Consider the following 20291-nt stretch of genomic DNA (forward strand, 5'->3'; position numbering starts at 1 on the left):
TCCTCCGGGGGCTTTCCGCCAGCATGGCGGCGGCGGCCTCGGCTGGTCAATCAGCCGCCGCCCTGGAACGCGGCGCCGGAAGGCCCAGGCGCGCGAAGGCTTCCGGCGGCGCCTCGTGCTCCGCCATCAGGGCGGTGAGCAACGCGGCCATGCGCGCGGCCTCCGCCGGCGCATCGACGGGCGCGGCCTGCGCCGGGTCGGCGTGCAGGTCGTACAGCGCCGTGTGCGGGTCCAGCAGCGGGTAGCGGTGGATCATGTTGGCGGCGGCATCGGCCACCAGGGGCAGCTTGAGCACCGGCATGCCCTTGGTGAAGCCGAAGGGGCCGGCGAGCGTCGCGCCCTGGATCTCCCGCGCCTCGAAGAAGCTGCGCATGTGCACGGGCATCAGCGTGTAGTGGTGCAGCGGCACCGCCGACTGCGCGCCCTCCGGGTGGCGCATGTAGACGAAGCGCCCGTCGGTCACGTTCACCGCGCCGCCGAACTGGCCGAACAGCACCCCCGGCCGCAGCGGCGCATCCTGCGCGAGCAGCGGCATCAGGGACCGGCCCAGCACTTCCGGCGGCGTCGTGGCGCCGAAGATGTCGAGGATGGTCGGCATCAGGTCCATGGTCTGGGTCAGCGCCATCCGCCGCGACCCGGCCTGCGCCGCGTGGTCCGGGTGGTGGATGAACAGCGGGATCCGCGCGACCTCGTCGAAGAAGGGCGGGCGGTTCTTGCCCCAGTATTCATGCTCGCCGAGCAGCAGGCCGTGGTCGGTCGAGACCACCAGCGCGGTGTCCGACCAGGCCTCGTTGGCGTCCATCCAGTCCAGCACGCGGCCGAGGTAGTCGTCGCACATGGCGACCAGGGCCAGGTAGTTGGCGCGCAGCTCCGCCTCCTCCTCCGGCGCGTAGCCGGGCTGGCCGTAGCGCGGCCAATCCAGCACCGGGCCGCGGTAGTTGGTGGGCAGCCCCTCACGGAACCGCGCCGCGGCGAAGAACGGCTCGTGCGGGTCGAAGCACTCGAGCTGCAACAGCCAGTTGTCAGCCGCCTTGTTGGTCTCGAGGAAGTCCAGCGCAGCCTCGGTGCAGAGCGCGATCGGAAACGCGGCTTCCTCCGTCATCCGCTCGCGCGAGACGTAGTAGGGCATGTTGGCGTTCTGGTCGGTGCGGCCATCGAACTGCGTCGGGTGGTAGGTCCCGCGCCAGCGCTCCATCGGCGGGGCGACGACGCCCTTCCACTTGTCCTTCTCCTGGCCCCGGAAGAACTCCCAGGACGAATAGCGGCCGTGGAAGCCGACGCCGCCATCCTCGAAGTAGTGGTAGTGGTCTGTGACCAGGTGGCTGTGGGTGCCGCGTTCGGCGCGGAGGATCTCGGGGAAGGCGTTGTCGAAGGGCTCCAGCGGCCCCCAGGCGCGGTGCAGGAAGTTCAGGCGGCCGGTCATCAGGTCCCGCCGCGCCGGCATGCAGGGCATGCTGCCTACGTAGTGGGTGCCGAAGCTGACGCTGCGCGCGGCCAGCCGGTCGAACTGCGGCGTCGGGACCGCCTGCCCGCCATAGCAGCCCAGCGCATGGCGGTTCAGGCTGTCGAACAGGATGTAGATCACCCGCATGGCTCTTTTCGCTCCCTCGGCCGGGCCGCTCGACCGCAGGTGATGCGGTCCGATCGGTCATCCGGCTGGCCTTGCCCTGCGGCTTCGGCTAATCACGCGGTCCACGGGGTGTGGCGCAGCCTGGTAGCGCGCCTGTTTTGGGTACAGGAGGTCCTCGGTTCGATTCCGGGCACCCCGATCCTGACTTTACTGCACGCGGATGTTGCCGTCCCGCACCACGTCGCGCCAGCGCACCCGCTCCGCCGTCACCAGCGCCGCGTATTCCGCCGAGGGTCCGCCTTTCGGCTGGGTCCCGCGTTCCGCCAGCTGCGCCTGCACCGCTGTGTCGGCCAGCGCCGCGCGCGCCGCCTCCGCCATCCGCGCCACCACCGCATCGGGGGCGGTGCGATGCGCGTGCAGGCCGAACCAGGCCTCCGCCGCGAAGCCCGCCATGCCGAATTCGGCGCCGAGTTCGGACATCGCGGGCACATCGGGCAGGTCCGGCAGCCGGGCGGGGGAGGTCACGGCCAGGGCCTTCACCGTGCCGGCGCGGATCTGCGGCAGCGCCGTCGGCAGGTTGTCGATGAAGGTGTCGACCTCCCCGCCCATCACCGCGACCATGCCCGGGCCGGCGCCGCGATAGGGCACGTGCTGCATCGGCGCGCGGGCCAACTGCGCGATCAGCTCCCCGGTCAGGTGGGTGGAGGTGCCGTTGCCGGCGGAGGCGAAGGTGCGGATGCCCGGGCGCGCGCGGGCGTCGCGCAGCAGCGCGCGCACATCACCATCCGGCACGTTGCGCGGATTGGCGACCCAGACGTTGGGCACCGTCACCAGCAGCGTCACGGCGCGGAAATCCGCCTCGGGGTCGTAGGGCAGCGTCGGGTACAGCGCAGGGCCGATGGCGTGGGAGGCGATCTGCGACAGGAACAGCGCGTGGTCATCCGGCTCCCGCGCGAAGCGGCCGGCGGCGGTGGTGCTGCCGGCGCCGGGCTGGTTCTCCACCACCACCGGCCGGCCGAGCCGGTCCCGCATCGCCAGCGCCACCAGCCGCGCCACCACATCCGTGGTGCCGCCGGGCGGGAAGGGCACGATCAGGCGCACGTCGCGCGAGGGCCACGGCGCCTGGGCCAGCGCTGGGGCGGCGAGGGATGCCGCGGCGGCGCCCAGCAGGATGCGGCGCCCGAAGGCGGCGGAAAAGTTCGTCATGCCGTTTTGCTCCCTGTGTTGCGCAAAGCTTTGCGCAGCCGGCCGGGCCTGTCGAGGCTTCCGGGGCCACGCATCGACGGCTAGCCTTGGCCGGGCACCGCGAGGGACACGCCGCCATGACCGACCTGCCGCACGCTCATCCGCCGCACGATGCCGGCGGCCGCTTCGATGGCCCGGTGCAGCGCGAGGAACATGACGCGGCGCATTGGGAGAAGGAGGCCGATGCGATCCGCATGCTGCTGTCGGACGGCAGGCGCCGCCTGTTCACCACGGATGAAAGCCGCCGCGTGCAGGAACAGCTGGATGCCGCGACCTACTGGGCGATGCCCTACTACGAACGCTGGATCCTCGCCTTCTCCAGCCTGGTGGTCGAGAAGGGGCTGCTGCCGGAGGCCACGCTGCTGGCGGAGGAAGCGCGGCTGCGCACGGAGGGTCTCGACCGGGTCGAGGGCGAGCCGGCCGGCGCGCATCACCATGACCACGACCATGACCATGACGACCATCCCTACCAGGCCGACCATGATGCGACCGAGGACACCCTGTCGCCGCTGCGCCTGCGCGGCGTCGCCGTGCGCAACCTGCTGCTGGCGAAGGGCGTGCTGACGGCGGCGGAGATTCGCGCCGAGATCGAGCGCATGGATGCGCGCGGACCGCACAACGGCGCGGCCCTGGTGACGCGCGCCTGGACCGACGCGGATTTCGCCGCGCGGCTGGCGGAGGATGCGGTGGCCGCCGCCGCGGAGCTGGGCCTGGATGCGGCGGGGACGAAGCTTGCGGCGCTGTTCAACACACCGGCGCGGCATCACCTGGTGGTCTGCACGCTGTGTTCCTGCTACCCGCGCAGCATCCTCGGCCGCCCGCCGGCCTGGTACAAAAGCCGCGCCTACCGCGCCCGCGCCGTGCGCGACCCGCGCGGCATCCTGGCCGAATTCGGCACCACCCTGCCGCCGGGCACGGAACTGCGCGTGCACGACAGCAATGCGGAGCTGCGCTATCTGGTGGTGCCGGCGCGGCCCGCCGGCACCGAAGGCTGGGACGCATCCCGCCTTGCGAATTTGGTGACGCGCGATTCGATGATCGGCGTCACCCTCGCGCGAAGCCCCTGATCACTCCGCCGCGCGCGCCAGGCCGAACTTCGCCTGCAATTCGCGCTCGACATAGTCCAGGCTTTCGACATCGGCGAACTTCATGTCCAGGTCGAACAGGTTCGCCCGATGCGCGCTCGGGCTGCGGTCGCCGCAGGCTTCCTCGACCAGCACGACGCGGAAATTGTGCGAGAAGGCGTCCATCGCGCCCGCCCTGACGCAGCCGGAAGTCGAGACTCCGCAGATGATGACCGTATCCACCTCGTCGTACCGGAGAAACGCCTCCAGCGGCGTGGCGAAGAAGCAGGAGGGCTTGTTCTTCATCACCACGCGATCCTCCTCGCGCGGGGCATAGGCCTCGGGCCATTCATCGGCCCGCTTGTCGCGGCTGTACTGGAAATCCCCGGCGGTCCCGAGCTTCAGGTTCCAGATGCCGCGGTAGCTGGGGTGCGTGCGGTCGTCGCGCCGGCTGTAGTAGATCGGCAGGCCGAGGCGCCGGAACAGCGCCGTCAGCCGCGTCAGCGCCGCGACCAGCGCCGGATCCTCCCGCCCGCACTGGGAATAGGCGGGGTCGACGAACATGTAGGTGGTATCGATGTTCAGCAGGGCCGGGCGGCGGCCGATGCCGATGCGGCGGGCGAAGCCGCCCTTGCGGTAGGTCTCCAGCTCCTCATCCGGCACGAAGCCGCGCCACTTCTCCAGCTTCTCGAGGGGTTCGGTCATGGCATCCTCCTTCGGCAGGCCAGGGTCGGATTCGAAGCGGCGCCCGTCAATCCGGGCCTTGTGACGGCGCCCCACCCTGGCGTCCCGGGTTTCGAGACGCTAGGCGGACGGCCATGACACGGAACACCGCCGCTTGAGCCTGATCCATCGCGCCTGGAGCCTGCTGCCGCGCGACCTGCGGCGTGAGGCGCTGTTCAGCCTGATGGCACTCCGCGCGCCGCGCATCGCGCATCCGGCACCGGATGGGGCGGGGCCGCTGGTACTGGCCGGCTATCACAGCGCGATGAGCGGCCTCGGCGCCGGGACGCGGCGGCTGGAGGCCGGGCTGCGGGCGAGGGGGCTGAACCCGATCGCCGCGGATGTCACCGGACCGCTGCGCCAGGGGCCGCCGCATCCGCCCGCCGAGGTGCCGCCGGGACCGGGTACGCTGCTGGTGCATGTGAACGGGCCGATGCTGCCCTGGGCGCTGGCGGTGCTCGGCCGGCAGGCGGTGGCGGGCAAGCGCGTCATCGGCGTGTGGAACTGGGAATTGCCGGTGCTGCCGGCCGATTGGCGCCGGGGCTTCAAGGCGTGCCACGAGATCTGGGCCGGCTCCCGCTTCACGGCCGAGGCCTTCGGCGGGCGGGGCGCCACGGTGCGGGTGGTGCCCTATCCGGTGGAACCCGCGGCTGCCGCGCCTCGGTCCCGTGCCGATTTCGGGCTGCCGGAGGACGTTTTCGTCACCCTGGCGATCTTCGACGCCGCCTCCTCCATCTCCCGCAAGAATCCGGCGGCCAGCATCGCGGCCCACCATGCCGCCTTCGGCGACGACCCCCGCCGCATCCTGGTGCTGAAGGTGCACAACACCGCGCGCGCCGGCGCGGCGTGGCAGGACGTCGCGGCGCTGGCGGCCAGGCACCCCAACATCCGTGTGCTCGACCGCACCCTGTCCGATGCCGAGATGTCGGCGCTGATCCTGTGCTGCGACGTGTTGATCTCGCTGCACCGGGCGGAGGGCTTCGGCTTCACCCTGGCGGAAGCGCTGGCGCTTGGCCGGCCGGTGGTCGGCACCGGCTGGTCCGGCAACCTGGACTTCATGCAGGCGCCGGGCGCCCACGCGGTGCCCTATCGCCTGGTGCCCGCCACCGACAGCCAGGCGACCTATGCCGTCGCCGGCGCCGAATGGGCGGAGGCCGATACCGGGGCCGCGGCCGAGGCCCTGCGCCGGATCGAGGCCGATCCCGCACTGCGCCGCCCGCCGCCCTTCGCCTTCCCGCCGCCGGACTACGCGGCGCTGCTGGGTGTCACGTCGCGACCTTGAGCGTGATGATCCCGCCGACGATCAGCGCGATGCCGGCCAGCCGCCCCGCCGTCGCCGGCTCGCCGAGCAGCCAGATGCCGAGGATCGCGGTGCCGACGGCGCCGATGCCGGTCCAGATCGCATAGGCGGTGCCGATCGGCAGCGTCTTCAGCGCCAGGGCGAGAAGCCAGAAGCTGGCCGCCATGGCCGCGACCGTCAGGACGGAGGGCACCAGCCGGGTGAAGCCCTGGGTCTGCTTCAGCCCCATCGCCCAGCCGATCTCCAGCAGCCCCGCCCCGATCAGGTAGATCCACGCCATCCCGACAACCTCCGCCAAACGGCGCGGGTCCTAGCATCAGGGGGCGCTGGCGTCCTGCACGCGCCCTGTCACGTCTTGCCGGTTCACATCCTGCGGTGCCGGCGTGGCCGCGAGCAGGCCGCTGCGCCCGGCGGCGGCGACCGCGGCGCGATGGGCCAGGCTGCGCTGCAAGGCGTTGTAGGGCTCCGGGCTGACCGAGAGGTGGCCGCGGAAGGGCTGATCCATCAGGAAGATGAAGGCGATCAACGCGCCGACGCCGGCCGCCTGCATCGCCAGCATCGCCACCACATGGCGCCGCGGCGGATACAGCGGCCCGGTCGAGACCAGCAGCGCCATCAGCAGCAGGATGAGCAGCCAGAACGCCTCCGGCAGCCCGGCCTCGGCCGCCATCAGCCGGTTCTCCCGCGCCTCGTCCACGCCATCGGCCTGCTGGATCAGGTCCCGGCCCAGAGCATCGCCGGCCTGCGTGGCGGCGGCGTAGGCGGCGTGTTCCAGCGCCTCCGCCGCATGCTGGGTCGCTGTGTCGCGGCCGCGTTCGGCCAGCGCCGGGAACTCGGCATGGACGACGGCATGGAGGTAGGCGGTGATGTCGGCACGCAGCCGGAGCCCGGGTTCTCCGAGCCGGTCCGCCAGCCGGGCGAGGCCGCTGATCGCGGCGACCTCCATCGCCACGACGCGGCCGGCCTCGCTGGTCTGGCTGCGCGCCTGGATGGCGCAGAAGGCGAGGGTGAGGGTCAGCGCCGAGACCATCGCCGCGCTGGTCCGCATCGCCAGGTCGAGCTGGTCCTTCGTGGCCGTCACCGACGAGAGGCGCCAGGCGCCCAGGCAGACCGCCGCGGCGAGCCCGGCCGCGCCGAGCATGAAGACGGCGTAGACCAGCAGGTCCGGCAGGTCGTACAGCGCCTTCAGGTGGTTCACGGCGAGATCGCGGAGGATGCACGCATGCGGGGCCTGCCTTTGCTGCGGTGCCAGTCTGCCGGCCCGGCCTTGCGTCCCGGTTAACTGCGGCAGTTGGCGACCAAGGCCCGCCGAGGCTATAGCGATCCGAGCAGGCCACCCGAGGATCACCGCCGGCATGACGCGCGACAGCCAGACCGCCCGTATCCACCGCCAGCCGAAATCCGCCATGCAATCCGGCCGCGCCGGCGCCGGCGCCTGGGTGCTGGAATTCGCGCCGGGCGAACCGAAGCGGCTGGACCCGCTGACCGGCTGGTCCGGCTCCGGCGACACGCAGGGCCAGGTGACGCTGCGCTTCCCGAGCGCGGAGGCCGCCATCGCCTATGCCGAAAGCCGCGGCTGGCGCTACGAGGTCGCGCAGCCGCCGCTGGTGAAGGCCGACATCAAGCCGAAAGCCTATGCGGACAACTTCAAGTTCGGCCGGACCGAGAACTGGTCCCACTGATCCCTGTTCCGCACCCGTAGCTCAGCTGGATAGAGCATCGGATTTCTACTCCGTTGGTCGGGGGTTCGAATCCCTCCGGGTGCGCCAATTCTATCCTGTCCATGGCCGCTTCAGTCTTGCGCCATTGCCGCCGAGGCGAGTCTCCGGTAGGTCTTTCTACCAAGAATAGTTTCGCGCATCAGCAACACGCGCGGGATTCGGAGGCGTCACCGCATTGCCCCTGTCACGAAGCCCCGCGCTGCCGACCAGCCCCGCGCCCGTCGCTTGACCCTGTCATGGCCCCTCGCGGCGGCGCTGAGCTGGCACGGCGCGCAACGCAGGCGCCCATGGCTCGTCCGCATCGCGCTGGCCGCCCTGATCGTGCTGGCCGCCTTCGCGGTGCGGGTGTTGGCGACGTCCGACCCGCTCGGGGCGGGCCGCGACCTGCTGTTGCTGGGTGTGCTGGTGGCTGCGCTGCTGTTCGGGCTGGTGCCCGGACTGTGTGCCGCCCTCCTGGCACGAGGCCTGTCCATCTGGTGGTATGTCGGGCCCAATGGCGAGGCGCTGGTGCCGCCCTGGCATGTGCCGGGGATCGCCCTTTTCCTGGCAGCCGCCGTCGTTGCCGCGGCGCTGGCGGGCCAGACGCTGCAGCTTCTGGCCAACCCGGAGGAGGATGACGCGCCGACGCCGCGTCTCGCGGCCGTCGGCACGTCCCGTGAGACGGAAGCGGGTTCGTAGCGCGCGGCTTCAGCCCGCCGCCGCGACTTCCCGGTAGGGCAGGCGCTTCACCCGGTCCATGTTCATCCCCTCGATCCGCAGCAGCCGGGTCGGGCCGTCGCGGCGGGGGGCATGCACGGCGCCTGGCTCATACAGATAGGCGTCGCCGGGCTTCAGCGTGTAGTCGCGCAGCCGGCGCGCCTCGCCAGGCTTGCTCGCATCGGGGCGCGACAGGCACTCGAAGTCGCTCATCACCGTCTCGCCGGCCGCCTGGCCGTAGATCGCCCAGGACGGGCCGTGATCATGCGGGCCGCTGGTCTTGGCGCCGGTGTAGGCGTGCGCGAGGACGGTGAAGCCGAGCGTCGGGTCCTCGAACAGCACATGCCGCTCCGGCGTGCCTTCGGGGATGGTGGCGGCGACGAAGTCGCGGTCGTGCAGCGCTTCCCGCACCAGCTCGCAGACCTCCTGCCGCCCGGACGGTCCGTCATCGGCGGCCAGGGCGGCGCGGCACTTCGCGGTGAAATCCTCGAGCGTCAGAGCCATGGTCGCGACCTCCTCCTGGACAAGCGGCAATGGCCGCCCCTTTGGCGTCATCTTCGTCCGCGCGCCCCGGGTGTCAACGCATCAGGCCGCGATGGCCTGCGCCCGCAGCGCCCGCCGCCGGCGCATGTCGCGACGCACGGATAGCCCCAGCGAGACCAGCATCAGCACGATGATGCCGACCGCCACCGGGTGTTCGAAGACATAGGTCGGGTCACCGCCGGCCAGCTGCCAGGCCCGCAGCATCTCCGTCTCGATCAGCTTGCCGAGCAGCAGGCCGACGACGATGGCGGCCACCGGGAAGCCGTAGCGCGACATCAGCCAGCCGAGCACGGCGAAGGCGAACAGCGTCAGCGGCCCGGCGATCGAGCCCTCGATGGCGAAGGCGCCCATGGTGGACATCACCAGCACGGAGGGGATCAGGTAGCGCAACGGCAGCCGCACCACGGTGCTGGCGAAGAACACGAAGGCGCCGCCGATCACCAGCAGCACCAGCGCCTGCGCGAAGTTGGACAGGATGATAGCGTAGACGATGTCCCGGTTCTGCTCCATGAAGCGCGGGCCGCCGATGACGTTGTGCATGGCGAAGGCCGCCAGCAGGATCGCCGTGGCGCCGCCGCCCGGAATGCCGAGCGCCAGCATGGTCGCCATCGACCCGCCTTCGGAGCTGCTGTTGGCTGATTCCGCCGCGATGACGCCGCGCGGGTTGCCGGTGCCGTAGCTTTCCGGATCGGGCGAGGCACGCCGCGTCTCGCCATAGGAGATCAGGTTGGCGATGGAGGAGCCGACGCCGGGTACGGCGCCGACGAAAACGCCGATGGCGCTGCCCCGCAGCAGCGTGCCCGGGCTGCCGAGCACCAGCCCGCCACCGGCGATGATGCGGCGCAGGCTGATGGTGCGGTTCTCCTTCGCCTCGACGATGAACCTGGCGTTCACCAGGGCAAACAACTGGCTCGCCGCCAGCAGCCCGACCATGGCCGGGATGGTCGGCACGCCATCCAGCAGCCAGGGGATGCCCATGTCGCCGCGCATGTAGCCGGCGGTGTTCATGCCGACCGTGCCGCACAGCACGCCGATGGCCGCGGCGAACAGCCCCTTGGTGACGGAGGACCCGCCGATCGAGCCCAGCAGCACCAGGCCCCAGATGCCGATCGCCGCCATCTCGTACGGCCCGATCCGCAGCACGAGTTCGGCCAGCGGCTGCACCAGCACGAACAGGATGATGTAGGAAATCAGCACGCCGATGCAGGAGGACACCAGGGCGGCGCCCAGCGCCTCGTTGTGCAGCCCTTTCCTCGCCATCGGGTAGCCGTCGAAGGTGGTCGCGACGGCGGAGGAGGTGCCGGGGATGTTGATCAGGATGGCGGGGATCGAGCCGCCGAAGCCGGCCCCGGTATAGACCGAGGTCAGGAAGATGATCGCCGGCAGGAAGTCCATGTACAGCGTCGCCGGCAGGACCAGCGCCATCGCCATGGAGACGGAGATGCCGGGCAGCGCGCCGAACACCAGGCCGATCAGCAGGCCCGGCACCACCCAGATCCAGGCCTCCGGCGAACCGGCCAGCATGGAAACCGCGGAGCCGAAGGCGGGGAAGTCGATCATCCGGCGGCCCTACAGCAGCGTGGTCGGGAAGGGGTAGGGCACCAGCAGGCGGAAGCCGAGCACCACGGCCAGCGCGAAGACCGGCGGGAAAGCAGCCAGGGCGATCCAGTTGCGTTCGCCACCGATCCACAGTGCCACCAGGGCGAAGGCCCAGATGGCGATGTCGTAGCCGGCGGTCTCCAGGCTCAGGATGAAGATGCCGAAGGCGGCCACCATGGCGACGACCCGGCCGAAATCCGCCCAGCTCTCGCCGGGGGCCTCACCTTCCGCGACGACCGGTTCGCGCAGGAAACCCCAGGCCATCACCGCCCAAAGAACCAGCACCAGCCAGGCGGTCGGTTGCAGCAGCAGCAGGTTCTGCGGGCTGAGCGACACGCCGCGCGCATTCAGCAGATAGGCGACCGCGATCCCCGCCAGCGCGGTGACGAGGATCAGCGGCGCCCAGGCGACGCGGCGCCGGACTGTTGGCATGCGCGTCGCCCCTCCCTGGTCGCGTCAGGCCTGCTTCAGCAGGTCGGCATAGCGTTCCATCAGCGCCGCGCTGGCGAGGTAGGCGCGGTTCGAGGCTTCGGGGCCGTACCAGGTGGTGGCCAGCTGCTGGTTACTCAGCGTGGCGACGCATTCCGGGTCCTTGGTCGCGGCCTCGATGGCGCGCAGCAGGATGCGGTAGCGATCGGGCTGCGCTTCCACGAAGCGCTTCAGCACGACGAAGCCGCGCTGCGAGCCATCGACGGATTGCGGCTGGAAGCCCGCGGCCTTCGCGTGGTCGGTCAGCAGCGTCGCATCCGGGTAGTCGGTCGACTTCTCGTCGCTGAACAGCAGCAGCGGGCGGATGCGGTCCTTGATCGGCAGGAAGCCCTCGCCGCCGACGAAGCCGATATCGACATGGCCGCCGGCGGTCGCGGTGCGGGCCGGGCCGCCGCCATCATAGGTGACGACGCGGACGCGCGACCGGTCGATGCCATGCGCCTGCAGGAACAGCGCCATGTTGATGAGGTCGGCCGAGGCCGGCTGCACGCCGATGGACAGGCTGCGCGGGTCGCGCTTCAGGCTGGCCACGGCCTCATCGATCGAGTTGATGCCCTTGGAGGTCGCGCAGGCCGCCAGGGTCAGGTCGCGCGAGGGCAGGTTGATCATGTGGAAGTCGTCGGCCTTGTAGCGCGCGTTGCGCGTCACGATCGACAGCGGGATGTAGGGGCCGGCGGAGTGCACCATCACCATGTAGCCGTCATCCGGCTGCTGCATGTAGAAGGTGTTGCCCAGCACCGTGCCGCCGCCCGGGCGGTTCATCACCGTCACCGGCTGGCCGATATGCTTTTGCAGGAAGGGCGCCATGGCGCGCGCCAGGCGGTCGTTGTAGCCGCCGGTGGCGAAGGGCACGAGCAGCGTGATCGGCCGTTCCGGGAAGCTTTGCGCGCGTGCGATGCCGGGCGCGGCCAGCAGGCCACCGGTGGCCAGCAGCAGCGCCTGCCGGCGTGGAATCGCCTTGATGATGTCGTTCATGGCCCGACCTCTCCCTTTGCGGCGCCCCTCGATGGGGGCGTTTCCTGCATTTCGTCGGACCAGTTAGACACGCTATTGCAGACAGTCAACGGCGAAGGCGGAAGCGGGTCATGGACCTCGGATATCAGGGACGGCGCGTCTTGGTGGTGGGGGCCTCGGCCGGAATCGGCTTCGCCACGGCGCGGATGCTGGCGGCGGAGGGGGCGGAGGTCATGATCGCCTCCCGCGATCCGGCCGCCATCGCGGCGGCGGCGGCACGTATCGGCGCCGAGACCGGGCGGATCCCCGCGACGGCGGTGGCCGACATCACCCAGGCCGGCGCCGCCGACCGCCTGCTGGCCGAGGCCGAGGCGCGGTGGGGGGCGCTGGACCTGCTGGTCGATGCCGTCGGCGGCTCGATCCGCTCGGGGTTCGAGGCGCTGACCGACGAGGACTGGCTCGGCAACTACAGCTTCAACGTGCTGTCGGCGGTCCGCGCCGTGCGGGCCGCGTTGCCGCTGCTGCGCAAGGGCACGGCGCCCTCCATCGTGCTGCTCGGCGCCGCGGCGTCGCGCATGCCCTACCCCAACCAGATCGTCTCCAACGTCCACAAGGCCGGGCTGCTCGGCCTGACCAAGACGCTGGCCGGCGAATATGCGGCGGAGGGCATCCGGGTGAACTGCGTGGCGCCCGGCCGCACCCTGACCCGGCTGTGGCAGCAGCGCGCCGAGAAGCTGGCGGCCGAGCGCGGCACGGATGTGCCCGCGATCATCGCCGAATTCGCCCATGAGGTGCCGCTCGGCCGCTTCGCCGCGGCGGAGGAGGTGGCGGTGATGGTTGCCTGGCTCGGCAGCCCGCTGGCCGGCTATGTCACCGGCCAGACGGTGAATGTGGATGGCGGAATCGCGCGCGGCCTGCTGTGAACCAGGGCCCCTCGCGCCGGTTCTGATTGCATTCGCTCCATAATGAGGTAACGAGCGCCTGCCACGACGCCACACCACGGGATTGCCGACACGCATGGCCAGCACCACCCCCAATCGCCGCCCGGTTTCCATCCTGCGCGAGTTCATGGCCAGCGAGGCCTCGGGCGGCCTCATCCTGATGGCGGCGGCGGTGCTGGCGCTGGTGGTGGCCAACTCGGCGCTGGCGCCGCTCTATTTCGCAGCACTCGGCGCCTATCTCGGGCCGCTGTCGCTGCTGCACTGGATCAACGACGCCCTGATGGCGGTGTTCTTCCTGCTGGTGGGGCTCGAGATCAAGCGGGAGGTCCTGGACGGGCAGCTGGCGAGCTGGTCGAACCGGGCGCTGCCGGGCATCGCGGCGCTCGGCGGCATGGTGGTGCCGGCGCTGATCTTCCTGGCCTTCAACTACGATGATTCGGCGGCGTCGCGCGGCTGGGCGATTCCGGCGGCCACGGACATCGCCTTCGCGCTCGGCGTGTTGTCCCTGCTCGGCTCGCGCGTGCCGACCTCGCTGAAGGTGTTCCTGACGGCGCTGGCCATCATCGACGACCTCGGCGCCGTCGCCATCATCGCGGTGTTCTACACTGGCTCGATCTCGACCATCGACCTCGGGCTGGCGGCGCTTGTCATCGCAGGCCTGGTGCTGATGAACCGCATGGGGGTGATGCGGCTGTGGCTGTACCTGCTGGGCGGCGCCATCCTGTGGGTGCTGGTGCTGCGGTCGGGCGTGCATGCGACGGTCGCCGGCGTGCTGCTGGCCTTCACCATCCCGCTGCGCCCGGCGCCCGGCCGGCCGGACGACCTGGCGAAATCACCGCTGCACCAGCTGGAACACGGGCTGCACGGCATGGTCGCCTTCCTGATCATTCCGATCTTCGGCTTCGCCAATGCCGGAGTGAGCTTCGCCGGCGTCACCCTGGCCAGCCTCGGCAACGACCTGACCCTGGGCGTGGCGCTCGGCCTGTTCCTCGGCAAGCTGGTGGGCGTGTTCGGCTTCGCCGCGCTGACCATCCGCTTCGGGCTGGCGGAACTGCCGATGGGGGCGAGCTGGGCGCAGCTTCTCGGCATCTCGCTGCTGTGCGGCATCGGTTTCACGATGAGCCTGTTCATCGGCCTGCTGGCCTTCGCCAACGACCCGATGCTGCAGGATGCGGTGAAGATCGGCATCCTGATGGGCTCGGTGACGGCGGGCCTGGCCGGGTGGCTGCTGCTGCGCGTCGCGCCGCGCCGCATCAAGGCGCCGCGCACCGCCTGATCCGGGCCACCAGTTCAGGCGGTGGCGCGCCGCCCGGCTGCCGCCAACTCGGCCTCCCGCGCCGTTGCAAGGCCGATGGCGGGAGCGCCGACCAGCTCCTCCAGCGCCTGTTCCAGCCGGGCGACGCGGATCGGCTTTTCCACATGGCCGTCCATGCCGGCCTCGTGGCAGGCGTCGATATCCTCGCGGAAGGCGCCGGCCGTCACCGCCAGGATGGGCAGGTGGCGGCCATGGCCGGGCAGGGCGCGGATGCGGCGGGTGGCCTCCAGCCCGTCCATGCCGGGCATCTGCACATCCATCAGCACCGCATCGAAGCCATCGGGATCGGCGGCGACGGCCTCGACCGCCGAAGCGCCATCGGCCACCAGCGTGACCTTGTGGCCCACCGCCTCCAGCGTCGCGCGCAGCAGCAGGCGGTTGGCGGAGACGTCGTCGGCGGCCAGGATCCGCAACGCACGCCGCCCGCCGCGGGCGGCCGGCAGCGGCGGGCGCGGCGCCGGTGGCTCGGCATTGGCGGCGATGGCCAGCGGCACCAGCATCGGCACGGTCGGCGCGGCACATTCCAGAGCGGATGCCGGCGCCTCGGCAGCCGGCCGCGCCACGGCGGACGCCGGAAGCTCGAACCAGAACAGGCTGCCACGGCCGCCCGGCCCCGGCTCGTATTCGATCTGGCCGCCCAGCAGCGCCGCGAAGCGGGCGGAGACCGCAAGCCCCAAACCCGAGCCCGCGGTACCTGTCCCGCGCGGATCGTAGCGCACGAAGTCCTGGAACAGCCTGCCGTTCAGCAGCGGCGAAACGCCAGGCCCGGTGTCGCTGACATCGAAGCGCAGCCGGCCTTCCAGCGGCTTGTACAGCCGCAGGGTCACGCCGCCGGCCTCGGTGAACTTCACCGCATTGCCGAGCAGGTTCAGCAGCACCTGCCGCACCCGGGCCTGATCCATCAGCACCGCGCGCGGCACGTCGGCCGCAACCTCGATGCGCAGCGCCAGGTCCTTCTGGTCGGCGGCGGGGCGCAGAAGCTCGACGCAGGACCGCGCCAGGGCGCCGGCATCCGTCGGCTCCAGCCGCGGCGCCTCGGCGCGGCCGGCCTCGATGGTGCTGATCTCCAGCAGGCGGCCGACCACGCCGGCCAGATGCTCGCCGGCCTCGGCGATGGTCTTCACCTGCTCCCGGTGGTCGGGGGCCAGCGATTTGTCGCGCAGCATCAATTGCGCCCAGCCGAGGATGCCGTTCAGCGGCGTGCGCAGTTCGTGGCTGGCGGCTGACAGGAAACGCGTCTTCACCGCGCTCGCCGCGCGTGCCGTCTCCAGCGCCGAGGCCAGCCGCGCCGCCATGTGGTCGACCCGGTGGGCCAGCGCCGCCAGTTCCGGCGTGGCGGCCCGCGATGTCAGGCCGACGCGGGCGGAGAGATCGCCATCCGCCAGCCGGTCCACGGTCTGGCCCAGGCGGCGGATCGGGCGCAGCACCATCACCTCGCCCAGCGCCAGCACCAGCAGCAGCAATGCCCCGCCACCCAGGGCCAGCAGCAGGTAGGACAGCAGCCGCCGGTCCTCGACCGAAGCCAGGAGCAGCGCTTCGGGAATGCCCACGACGACCCGTGCGCTGCCACTGCCAAGCGGGGAGAAGGCGTAGATGCCGGCGACGCCGCCATCCATCCCCGCCCGAAGGGTTCCGGCCTCGGAGGTGGCGAGCGCCGCGCGAACCGCGGGGTGGCCTGTGACATCGAGTCCGGGTTGCCAGGCGGCCGCGCGCGCCGGGTCTGCATCCGGCACGTGCAGCGCCACCAGCTTGGCGTGCCGATCGACCACGGCGACGCGGAAGCCGGCCGGCGCGCTGGCGATGACCGACCGCATCAGCCAGCCGGTGTCGAGCCCGGCGCTGAGCACGGCGGCAACGCGGCCATCCTCCCCCAGGACCGGCACCATCAGGAACAGGGATGGCGTGCCGCCGGAACGCGGCACCGCCAGGTCCGACAGCACGTCCGTGCTGGTCGCCATGACCTGCTGGAAATGCGGCCGGTCGGCGACGTTGCCGCGTGCCGCGCCGAGGCTGGAGCACTGCATCTGCCCGTCCGACGAGATCACCGCCAGCGAACGCTGCCAGGGGGCGGTTGCCGCCACCTCCAGCATCACCGACTCGCAGATCGCGGTGGCCGCTTCCGTCGTGCCGGGCCGGAAGGCGGCGCGCACTTCCGGCACCCGGGCGAGCGCCGCGAGCAGGGTGCGCGCCTGGTCGACCAGCGCGTCCACCTCCCGCGCACCGCGCGCCGCGACGGCGGCCGCCTCGGTTTCCGCCACCGCGATGCGGTCGCGCGTCTCGGTCTCGAACAGCCAGGCGGAGGAGGCGAGCATCGGCAGCATGGCCAGCAGCGCGAAGCCGACCCAGCGGCGCCGGACGCCCCGGCCCCAGCCGCTGCGCAGCGCAACTGCGGCCGGCGCCGCCTGGATGTCCGGCCGCGGCGCCAGCAGCCAGGGCGTGCCGCCCTGGGAGGCGGCGTCCGGCAGCGGCGGGGTCGGGCTGGGGCGGCCGATCAGGTAGCCCTGGATCAGGTCGCAACCCTCGACACGCAGGAAATCCAGCTGCGACTGCGTCTCGACGCCCTCGGCGCAGGCCTTGATGCCGAGGCCGCGGCACAGTTGCAGCACGGCGCGGATGACGTTGCGGGCCCGCTCGCTGCCGTCGATGTCGCGGATGAAGGACCGGTCCAGCTTCACCTTGTCCAGCGGCAGCGCGTGCAGGTAGCCGAGCGAGGAATAGCCGGTGCCGAAATCGTCTAGCGCCACCCGCACGCCGAGCACGTGCAACTCCTCGATCGTCACCGCCGCGGCGGCCTCGTCCTTGATTAGCGTGCCTTCGGTGACCTCCAGTTCCAGCCGGTCGGCCGCCAGGCCGGAATCGCGCAGCATCGTCGCCACCAGCCCCGCCAGCCCGCCGAGGTGGAAGCGGGAGGCGGAGACATTCAGGGCGACCTTCAGCGGGTGTGGCCAGGCGGCGGCCAGGCGGCAGCCCTCGCGCAGCACCCATTCATCCAGCATGCCACCCAGGCCGCAGGATTCGGCGATGGGGACGAAGACGGCGGGCGAGACCGGGCCATGTCCCGGCCGGTCCCAGCGCAGCAGCGCCTCGCAGCTGACGACCTTGCCGGTGTTGGCATCCGCCACCGGCTGCCACTCGAAGCGGAAGGCGCCCTGCGCCAGCGCCTTGCGAAGGTCGCGCTCCAGCGCCTGGCGGCCGGCCAGCTGGCCCTCCATCGCCGGGTCGAAGCGCATCTGCCGGCCGCGGCCCTGGTGCTTCGCGGCATACAGGGCGTTGTCGGCGCGGCGCAGCAGGGCGTCCGCGTCCAGCCCATCGGCTGGCGCCAGGGCATAGCCGACGGAGGTGCGGATCGGCACCGGCTGGCCTTCAAACTCGAAGGGCGCGCTCAGCGCCTCGATCAGCCGCACCGCCAGCGCATCGGCCTCGGCCGGGGTGACGGGTCCGGACAGGATGACGGCAAATTCGTCGCCGCCAAGGCGCGCCACGGTATCGGCGCCGCGGACGGACGCCATCAGCCTTCGCGCCGCTTCCTTCAGCAGGGCGTCGCCACCGGCATGGCCGAGCAGGTCGTTCACCGCCTTGAAGCGGTCGAGGTCCAGGCAGAACACGGCGAAGCCATGCTCCTCCGGTCCCCGCGCCAGCTCGATCGCCTCGGCTAGGCGCTTCTCGAACAGCGGTCGGTTGCCGAGGCGGGTCAGCGGGTCGCGGAGCGCCGCCGACTGCGCCGTCTCCAGGCTGGTCCGCAATTCGATGGCCGCGGCGACGCCCTGGGCGATGTCGGCCAGCGCGCGGGCCGCGGCCTCCGACATCCGTCGCGGTTCGCTGTCCACGACGCAGAGCGTGCCGAGGGCGTGGCCGGCGCGGTCGATGATCGGCGCACCGGCGTAGAAGCGGATATGCGGGGCGCCGTTGACCAGCGGGTTGTCGCTGAAACGCGCATCCGTGGTGGCGTCCTCCACCACCGTCACCCGCTCCGGGCTCAGGATCGCGTGGGCGCAGAAGGCGGTGTCGCGGGGTGTTTCCCGCAGGTCGATGCCGATAGCCGCCTTGAACCACTGCCGGTCCGCGTCGATCAGCGAAACCAGCGCCATCGGCGCGCCGGAGAGATGCGCCGCGAGGCGGGCAAAAGCATCGAAGCGCGCATCCGGCGGGGTGTCGAGGATGCCGGTGGCATGCAGCGCCGCCAGGCGGTCGGCCTCGTTGGCGGGAAGCGCAGCGGGAGGCAAAGCGTTTCTCGCTTCTATGGTGGAGGGAGCTCCTTAACCATAGACAACTCACGGTAGCAGCAGAAGTTAAAATTCTTCCGAATATATTGGCAACACAGGGGTGTGACCCAAACCCCACGCTCAACCGGCGGGCAGCACCATGTGGATGGTGGTGCCCTGTCCAGGCGTACTCTCCGCGATCAGCGCGCCGCCGGCACGACGCAGGAAGGCGGCGACCATGGCAAGGCCGAGTCCGGTTCCGCGGCCCGGCGGCTTCGTGGTGAAGAACGGCTCGCCGAGCCGGGCCAGGGCCTCCGGCGCCATGCCCTCGCCCTGGTCGCGGACCGAGATGCGGATGTAGCGACCGGGCGGCAGGTCCGGCGCGCCGGCCAGGCGGGGTGGCACTTCCATCACGGTGGCCGCCACCCACACCTCGCCGCCACGCGGCATCGCGTCGCGGGAATTGGCCGCCAGGTTGATCACGGCGGTTTCCAGCTCCGCCCGGTCCAGGCCCGGGGCACTGCGAAGCCAGGCCGGCACGTCGCAGCGCACCCGCAGGCCGGCCCCGAGGGTCGCGTCCAGCAACTCGCACACTTCGCGCAGCGAGGTCGAGACGTCGACGGATTCGGAGGTGGCCTCGGGCAGCGTGGTCCGGCGCGTGGTCGCGAGCAGCCGGCGCGACAGCGCGGTGGCGCGGTGCGCGTGGCGTGCCAGGTGCCCCGCGATCTTGCGGACGCGGTCCGGGTCTTCCGCGTGGCGGCCAAGCAGGGTGGCGGCGGCGACGACGGATTGCGTGATGTTGCCGAAATCATGCGCCAGCCCGCCGGCCAGCAGCCCGAGCGTCGCCTGCCGCTCCGCATCGCGGGACCGCTGCTCGGCCGCGGCGCGGGCGCGGAGCGCCTGTTCGGCCTGCCGGATCGCGGCCAGCAGCAGCAGCATCCCAAGACCCGCGCCGAGCAGCGGCCCCAGCATGCGCCGGCGCCAGTCGCGGTTCAGCGCCTCCACCGAGATGCCGTAGGCGATCCCGACATCGTGCCGCGCCAGCCGGCGGAACACCGTCAGCCGCGGCACGCCGTCGATCGGCGAGGGGCCGCGCAGGATGGCGAAGGGCGTCCTGCGCAGGCCGGTCAGGACATCGCCCGCAGCGCGCGGCAGGGCGGCGCCTTCTGCATCCACCACGGCCGGGACCGCCGCCAGCACGGCCCCGTCCATGCGGAACAGCGTGATGGCGTCGTCGGGCGTCTCCAGGATGCTGCGGTAGAAGCCCTGGAAGGTGCTGAGCCACAGGCCGGCGAGGACGGACCCGCCGTCGCTGAGCCCATCCCCCTGCGCCCGCTGCCGTGGCCGGACCATCGGAAAGACCAGGGCCGCATTGCCGACGGAGCGCACCACCTGCCCGATGAAGGGCCGGTCGGGGATCGGCAGGCCGGCGGGCTGGGCTGCGACGTAGTCCCGGTTCGAGACATCGCGCGGCGAGGCGCCGAAGGGCAGGGTGCTCGACATCACCAGCAGGTTGCGGGGATCGATCAGCGCGAGGCCGGCCGAGGACAGGTTCACGGCATCGACCCGCAGGATGAAATCGTACAGTCCACGGTCGTGCGGCACGTCTTCCCAGGCAATGCCGGCCATCCGCGCCTCGATCGCGGCGATGGCCAGTTCCTGCGCCTCGAAGGCGCGCAGCGCGTGCTCGTGCAGCATGTCCACGGCGCGCTGCGCCCGGCCGCGCGCATCGCGGTCCACCGTGGCATGCGCGCCGAGACCAAGCGCGCCAAGTGCCAGCAACGGCAGCAGCACGGCGACGGCGCGCAGCAGCATCAGGCCGCGGGGCCCGGCTCGGCGCAGCAGCGGTTGGGACGAATTCACCCCCGAGTGCAAGGAAGACGCCGGCGCAGGAACATTGCCCCCTTGTCGCCCACCCCGCCCGGCCTC

General features: G+C 71.5%; 17 protein-coding genes and 2 tRNA genes. 8 read left to right on the top strand and 11 right to left on the bottom strand.

The window, feature by feature from the left end; translation table 11 throughout:
- Positions 1-46: 46 nt before the first annotated feature.
- Positions 47-1591 carry a sulfatase gene (locus ACFHPP_RS04845; protein WP_437162136.1) on the bottom strand — a complete coding sequence of 515 codons (1545 nt, stop codon included), beginning with the start codon at positions 1589-1591 and terminating at the stop codon, positions 47-49.
- Between the two features lie 104 nt (positions 1592-1695).
- On the opposite strand from ACFHPP_RS04845, the gene ACFHPP_RS04850 reads away from it, so the two are divergent.
- A tRNA-Pro gene (locus ACFHPP_RS04850) sits at positions 1696-1769 on the top strand.
- A gap of 8 nt (positions 1770-1777) precedes the next feature.
- Here the strand turns inward: ACFHPP_RS04850 and ACFHPP_RS04855 are convergent.
- Positions 1778-2776 (bottom strand): Bug family tripartite tricarboxylate transporter substrate binding protein, encoded by a 999-nt coding sequence (locus ACFHPP_RS04855; RefSeq protein ID WP_437162137.1) that lies wholly within the window; start codon positions 2774-2776, stop codon positions 1778-1780.
- A 116-nt stretch (positions 2777-2892) separates the two neighbouring features.
- Here ACFHPP_RS04855 and ACFHPP_RS04860 point away from each other — a divergent pair, with 116 nt between their 5' ends.
- Positions 2893-3882, top strand: a complete 990-nt coding sequence (locus ACFHPP_RS04860) for a nitrile hydratase subunit alpha (RefSeq protein ID WP_437162138.1) — start codon at positions 2893-2895, stop codon at positions 3880-3882.
- Here ACFHPP_RS04860 and ACFHPP_RS04865 read toward each other — a convergent pair whose 3' ends face one another.
- A complete protein-coding gene (locus ACFHPP_RS04865) occupies positions 3883-4584 on the bottom strand; it encodes an isochorismatase family protein (RefSeq protein ID WP_437162139.1) in 702 nt (233 codons plus the stop codon).
- A 133-nt stretch (positions 4585-4717) separates the two neighbouring features.
- On the opposite strand from ACFHPP_RS04865, the gene ACFHPP_RS04870 reads away from it, so the two are divergent.
- Positions 4718-5884, top strand: a complete 1167-nt coding sequence (locus ACFHPP_RS04870; protein ID WP_437162140.1) for a glycosyltransferase — start codon at positions 4718-4720, stop codon at positions 5882-5884.
- Here ACFHPP_RS04870 and sugE read toward each other — a convergent pair.
- The gene (sugE, locus tag ACFHPP_RS04875) at positions 5868-6182 is read right to left on the bottom strand and encodes a quaternary ammonium compound efflux SMR transporter SugE (protein ID WP_430671321.1); all 315 of its coding nucleotides are present in this window, start codon (positions 6180-6182) and stop codon (positions 5868-5870) included. The two genes, ACFHPP_RS04870 and sugE, sit on opposite strands and share 17 nt — an antisense overlap.
- Positions 6183-6218: 36 nt before the next feature.
- Entirely contained in the window at positions 6219-7100 is an 882-nt protein-coding gene (locus ACFHPP_RS04880) for a hypothetical protein (RefSeq protein WP_437162141.1), read from the bottom strand.
- 157 nt (positions 7101-7257) lie between these two features.
- Between ACFHPP_RS04880 and ACFHPP_RS04885 the strand changes: the two genes are divergently transcribed.
- From ACFHPP_RS04885 to ACFHPP_RS04895, 3 genes are all read left to right on the top strand, one after another.
- Positions 7258-7584: an ETC complex I subunit gene (locus ACFHPP_RS04885; protein WP_437162142.1), complete on the top strand. Its 327-nt coding sequence runs from the start codon at positions 7258-7260 to the stop codon at positions 7582-7584.
- A 10-nt stretch (positions 7585-7594) separates the two neighbouring features.
- Positions 7595-7671 (top strand) — tRNA-Arg (locus tag ACFHPP_RS04890).
- Between the two features lie 177 nt (positions 7672-7848).
- Positions 7849-8301 (top strand): hypothetical protein, encoded by a 453-nt coding sequence (locus ACFHPP_RS04895; RefSeq protein ID WP_437162143.1) that lies wholly within the window; start codon positions 7849-7851, stop codon positions 8299-8301.
- A 9-nt stretch (positions 8302-8310) separates the two neighbouring features.
- On the opposite strand, the gene ACFHPP_RS04900 is transcribed toward ACFHPP_RS04895, so the two are convergent.
- The 4 genes from ACFHPP_RS04900 to ACFHPP_RS04915 all read right to left on the bottom strand — a co-directional run bounded on the left by ACFHPP_RS04900 (position 8311) and on the right by ACFHPP_RS04915 (position 11925).
- Positions 8311-8823: a hypothetical protein gene (locus ACFHPP_RS04900; protein WP_437162144.1), complete on the bottom strand. Its 513-nt coding sequence runs from the start codon at positions 8821-8823 to the stop codon at positions 8311-8313.
- Between the two features lie 81 nt (positions 8824-8904).
- A complete protein-coding gene (locus ACFHPP_RS04905; protein WP_437162145.1) occupies positions 8905-10422 on the bottom strand; it encodes a tripartite tricarboxylate transporter permease in 1518 nt (505 codons plus the stop codon).
- Positions 10423-10431: 9 nt separating this feature from the next.
- The gene (locus ACFHPP_RS04910; RefSeq protein WP_437162146.1) at positions 10432-10893 is read right to left on the bottom strand and encodes a hypothetical protein; all 462 of its coding nucleotides are present in this window, start codon (positions 10891-10893) and stop codon (positions 10432-10434) included.
- Between the two features lie 24 nt (positions 10894-10917).
- Complete coding sequence (locus tag ACFHPP_RS04915; RefSeq protein WP_437162147.1) at positions 10918-11925, bottom strand: Bug family tripartite tricarboxylate transporter substrate binding protein; 1008 nt, start codon at positions 11923-11925, stop codon at positions 10918-10920.
- 110 nt (positions 11926-12035) lie between these two features.
- Between ACFHPP_RS04915 and ACFHPP_RS04920 the strand changes: the two genes are divergently transcribed.
- Both ACFHPP_RS04920 and nhaA read left to right on the top strand, forming a co-directional pair.
- The gene (locus ACFHPP_RS04920) at positions 12036-12827 is read left to right on the top strand and encodes an SDR family oxidoreductase (RefSeq protein ID WP_437162148.1); all 792 of its coding nucleotides are present in this window, start codon (positions 12036-12038) and stop codon (positions 12825-12827) included.
- Between the two features lie 94 nt (positions 12828-12921).
- Positions 12922-14121: a Na+/H+ antiporter NhaA gene (gene nhaA, locus ACFHPP_RS04925; RefSeq protein WP_437162149.1), complete on the top strand. Its 1200-nt coding sequence runs from the start codon at positions 12922-12924 to the stop codon at positions 14119-14121.
- A gap of 14 nt (positions 14122-14135) precedes the next feature.
- Here nhaA and ACFHPP_RS04930 read toward each other — a convergent pair whose 3' ends face one another.
- Together ACFHPP_RS04930 and ACFHPP_RS04935 are read right to left on the bottom strand one after the other, a co-directional pair.
- On the bottom strand, positions 14136-18383 hold the full coding sequence (locus ACFHPP_RS04930; RefSeq protein WP_437162150.1) for an EAL domain-containing protein: 4248 nt from the start codon (positions 18381-18383) through the stop codon (positions 14136-14138).
- 120 nt (positions 18384-18503) lie between these two features.
- A complete protein-coding gene (locus tag ACFHPP_RS04935; protein ID WP_437162151.1) occupies positions 18504-20177 on the bottom strand; it encodes an ATP-binding protein in 1674 nt (557 codons plus the stop codon).
- Positions 20178-20291 lie beyond the last annotated feature (114 nt).

Source organism: Falsiroseomonas sp. E2-1-a20 (genome assembly GCF_051433195.1).
In the GTDB taxonomy this organism is placed as follows: Bacteria; Pseudomonadota; Alphaproteobacteria; order Acetobacterales; family Acetobacteraceae; genus Falsiroseomonas.

Bases quoted from the DNA above. Each gene is read 5' to 3' on its own strand.
- ACFHPP_RS04860 (WP_437162138.1), top strand. From the start codon at position 2,893: ATGACCGACCTGCCGCACGCTCATCCGCCGCACGATGCCGGCGGCCGC.
- nhaA (WP_437162149.1), top strand. From the start codon at position 12,922: ATGGCCAGCACCACCCCCAATCGCCGCCCGGTTTCCATCCTGCGCGAG.
- ACFHPP_RS04920 (WP_437162148.1), top strand. From the start codon at position 12,036: ATGGACCTCGGATATCAGGGACGGCGCGTCTTGGTGGTGGGGGCCTCG.
- ACFHPP_RS04900 (WP_437162144.1), bottom strand. From the start codon at position 8,823: ATGGCTCTGACGCTCGAGGATTTCACCGCGAAGTGCCGCGCCGCCCTG.
- sugE (WP_430671321.1), bottom strand. From the start codon at position 6,182: ATGGCGTGGATCTACCTGATCGGGGCGGGGCTGCTGGAGATCGGCTGG.
- ACFHPP_RS04885 (WP_437162142.1), top strand. From the start codon at position 7,258: ATGACGCGCGACAGCCAGACCGCCCGTATCCACCGCCAGCCGAAATCC.
- ACFHPP_RS04910 (WP_437162146.1), bottom strand. From the start codon at position 10,893: ATGCCAACAGTCCGGCGCCGCGTCGCCTGGGCGCCGCTGATCCTCGTC.
- ACFHPP_RS04845 (WP_437162136.1), bottom strand. From the start codon at position 1,591: ATGCGGGTGATCTACATCCTGTTCGACAGCCTGAACCGCCATGCGCTG.
- ACFHPP_RS04865 (WP_437162139.1), bottom strand. From the start codon at position 4,584: ATGACCGAACCCCTCGAGAAGCTGGAGAAGTGGCGCGGCTTCGTGCCG.
- ACFHPP_RS04935 (WP_437162151.1), bottom strand. From the start codon at position 20,177: ATGCTGCTGCGCGCCGTCGCCGTGCTGCTGCCGTTGCTGGCACTTGGC.
- ACFHPP_RS04915 (WP_437162147.1), bottom strand. From the start codon at position 11,925: ATGAACGACATCATCAAGGCGATTCCACGCCGGCAGGCGCTGCTGCTG.
- ACFHPP_RS04855 (WP_437162137.1), bottom strand. From the start codon at position 2,776: ATGACGAACTTTTCCGCCGCCTTCGGGCGCCGCATCCTGCTGGGCGCC.
- ACFHPP_RS04905 (WP_437162145.1), bottom strand. From the start codon at position 10,422: ATGATCGACTTCCCCGCCTTCGGCTCCGCGGTTTCCATGCTGGCCGGT.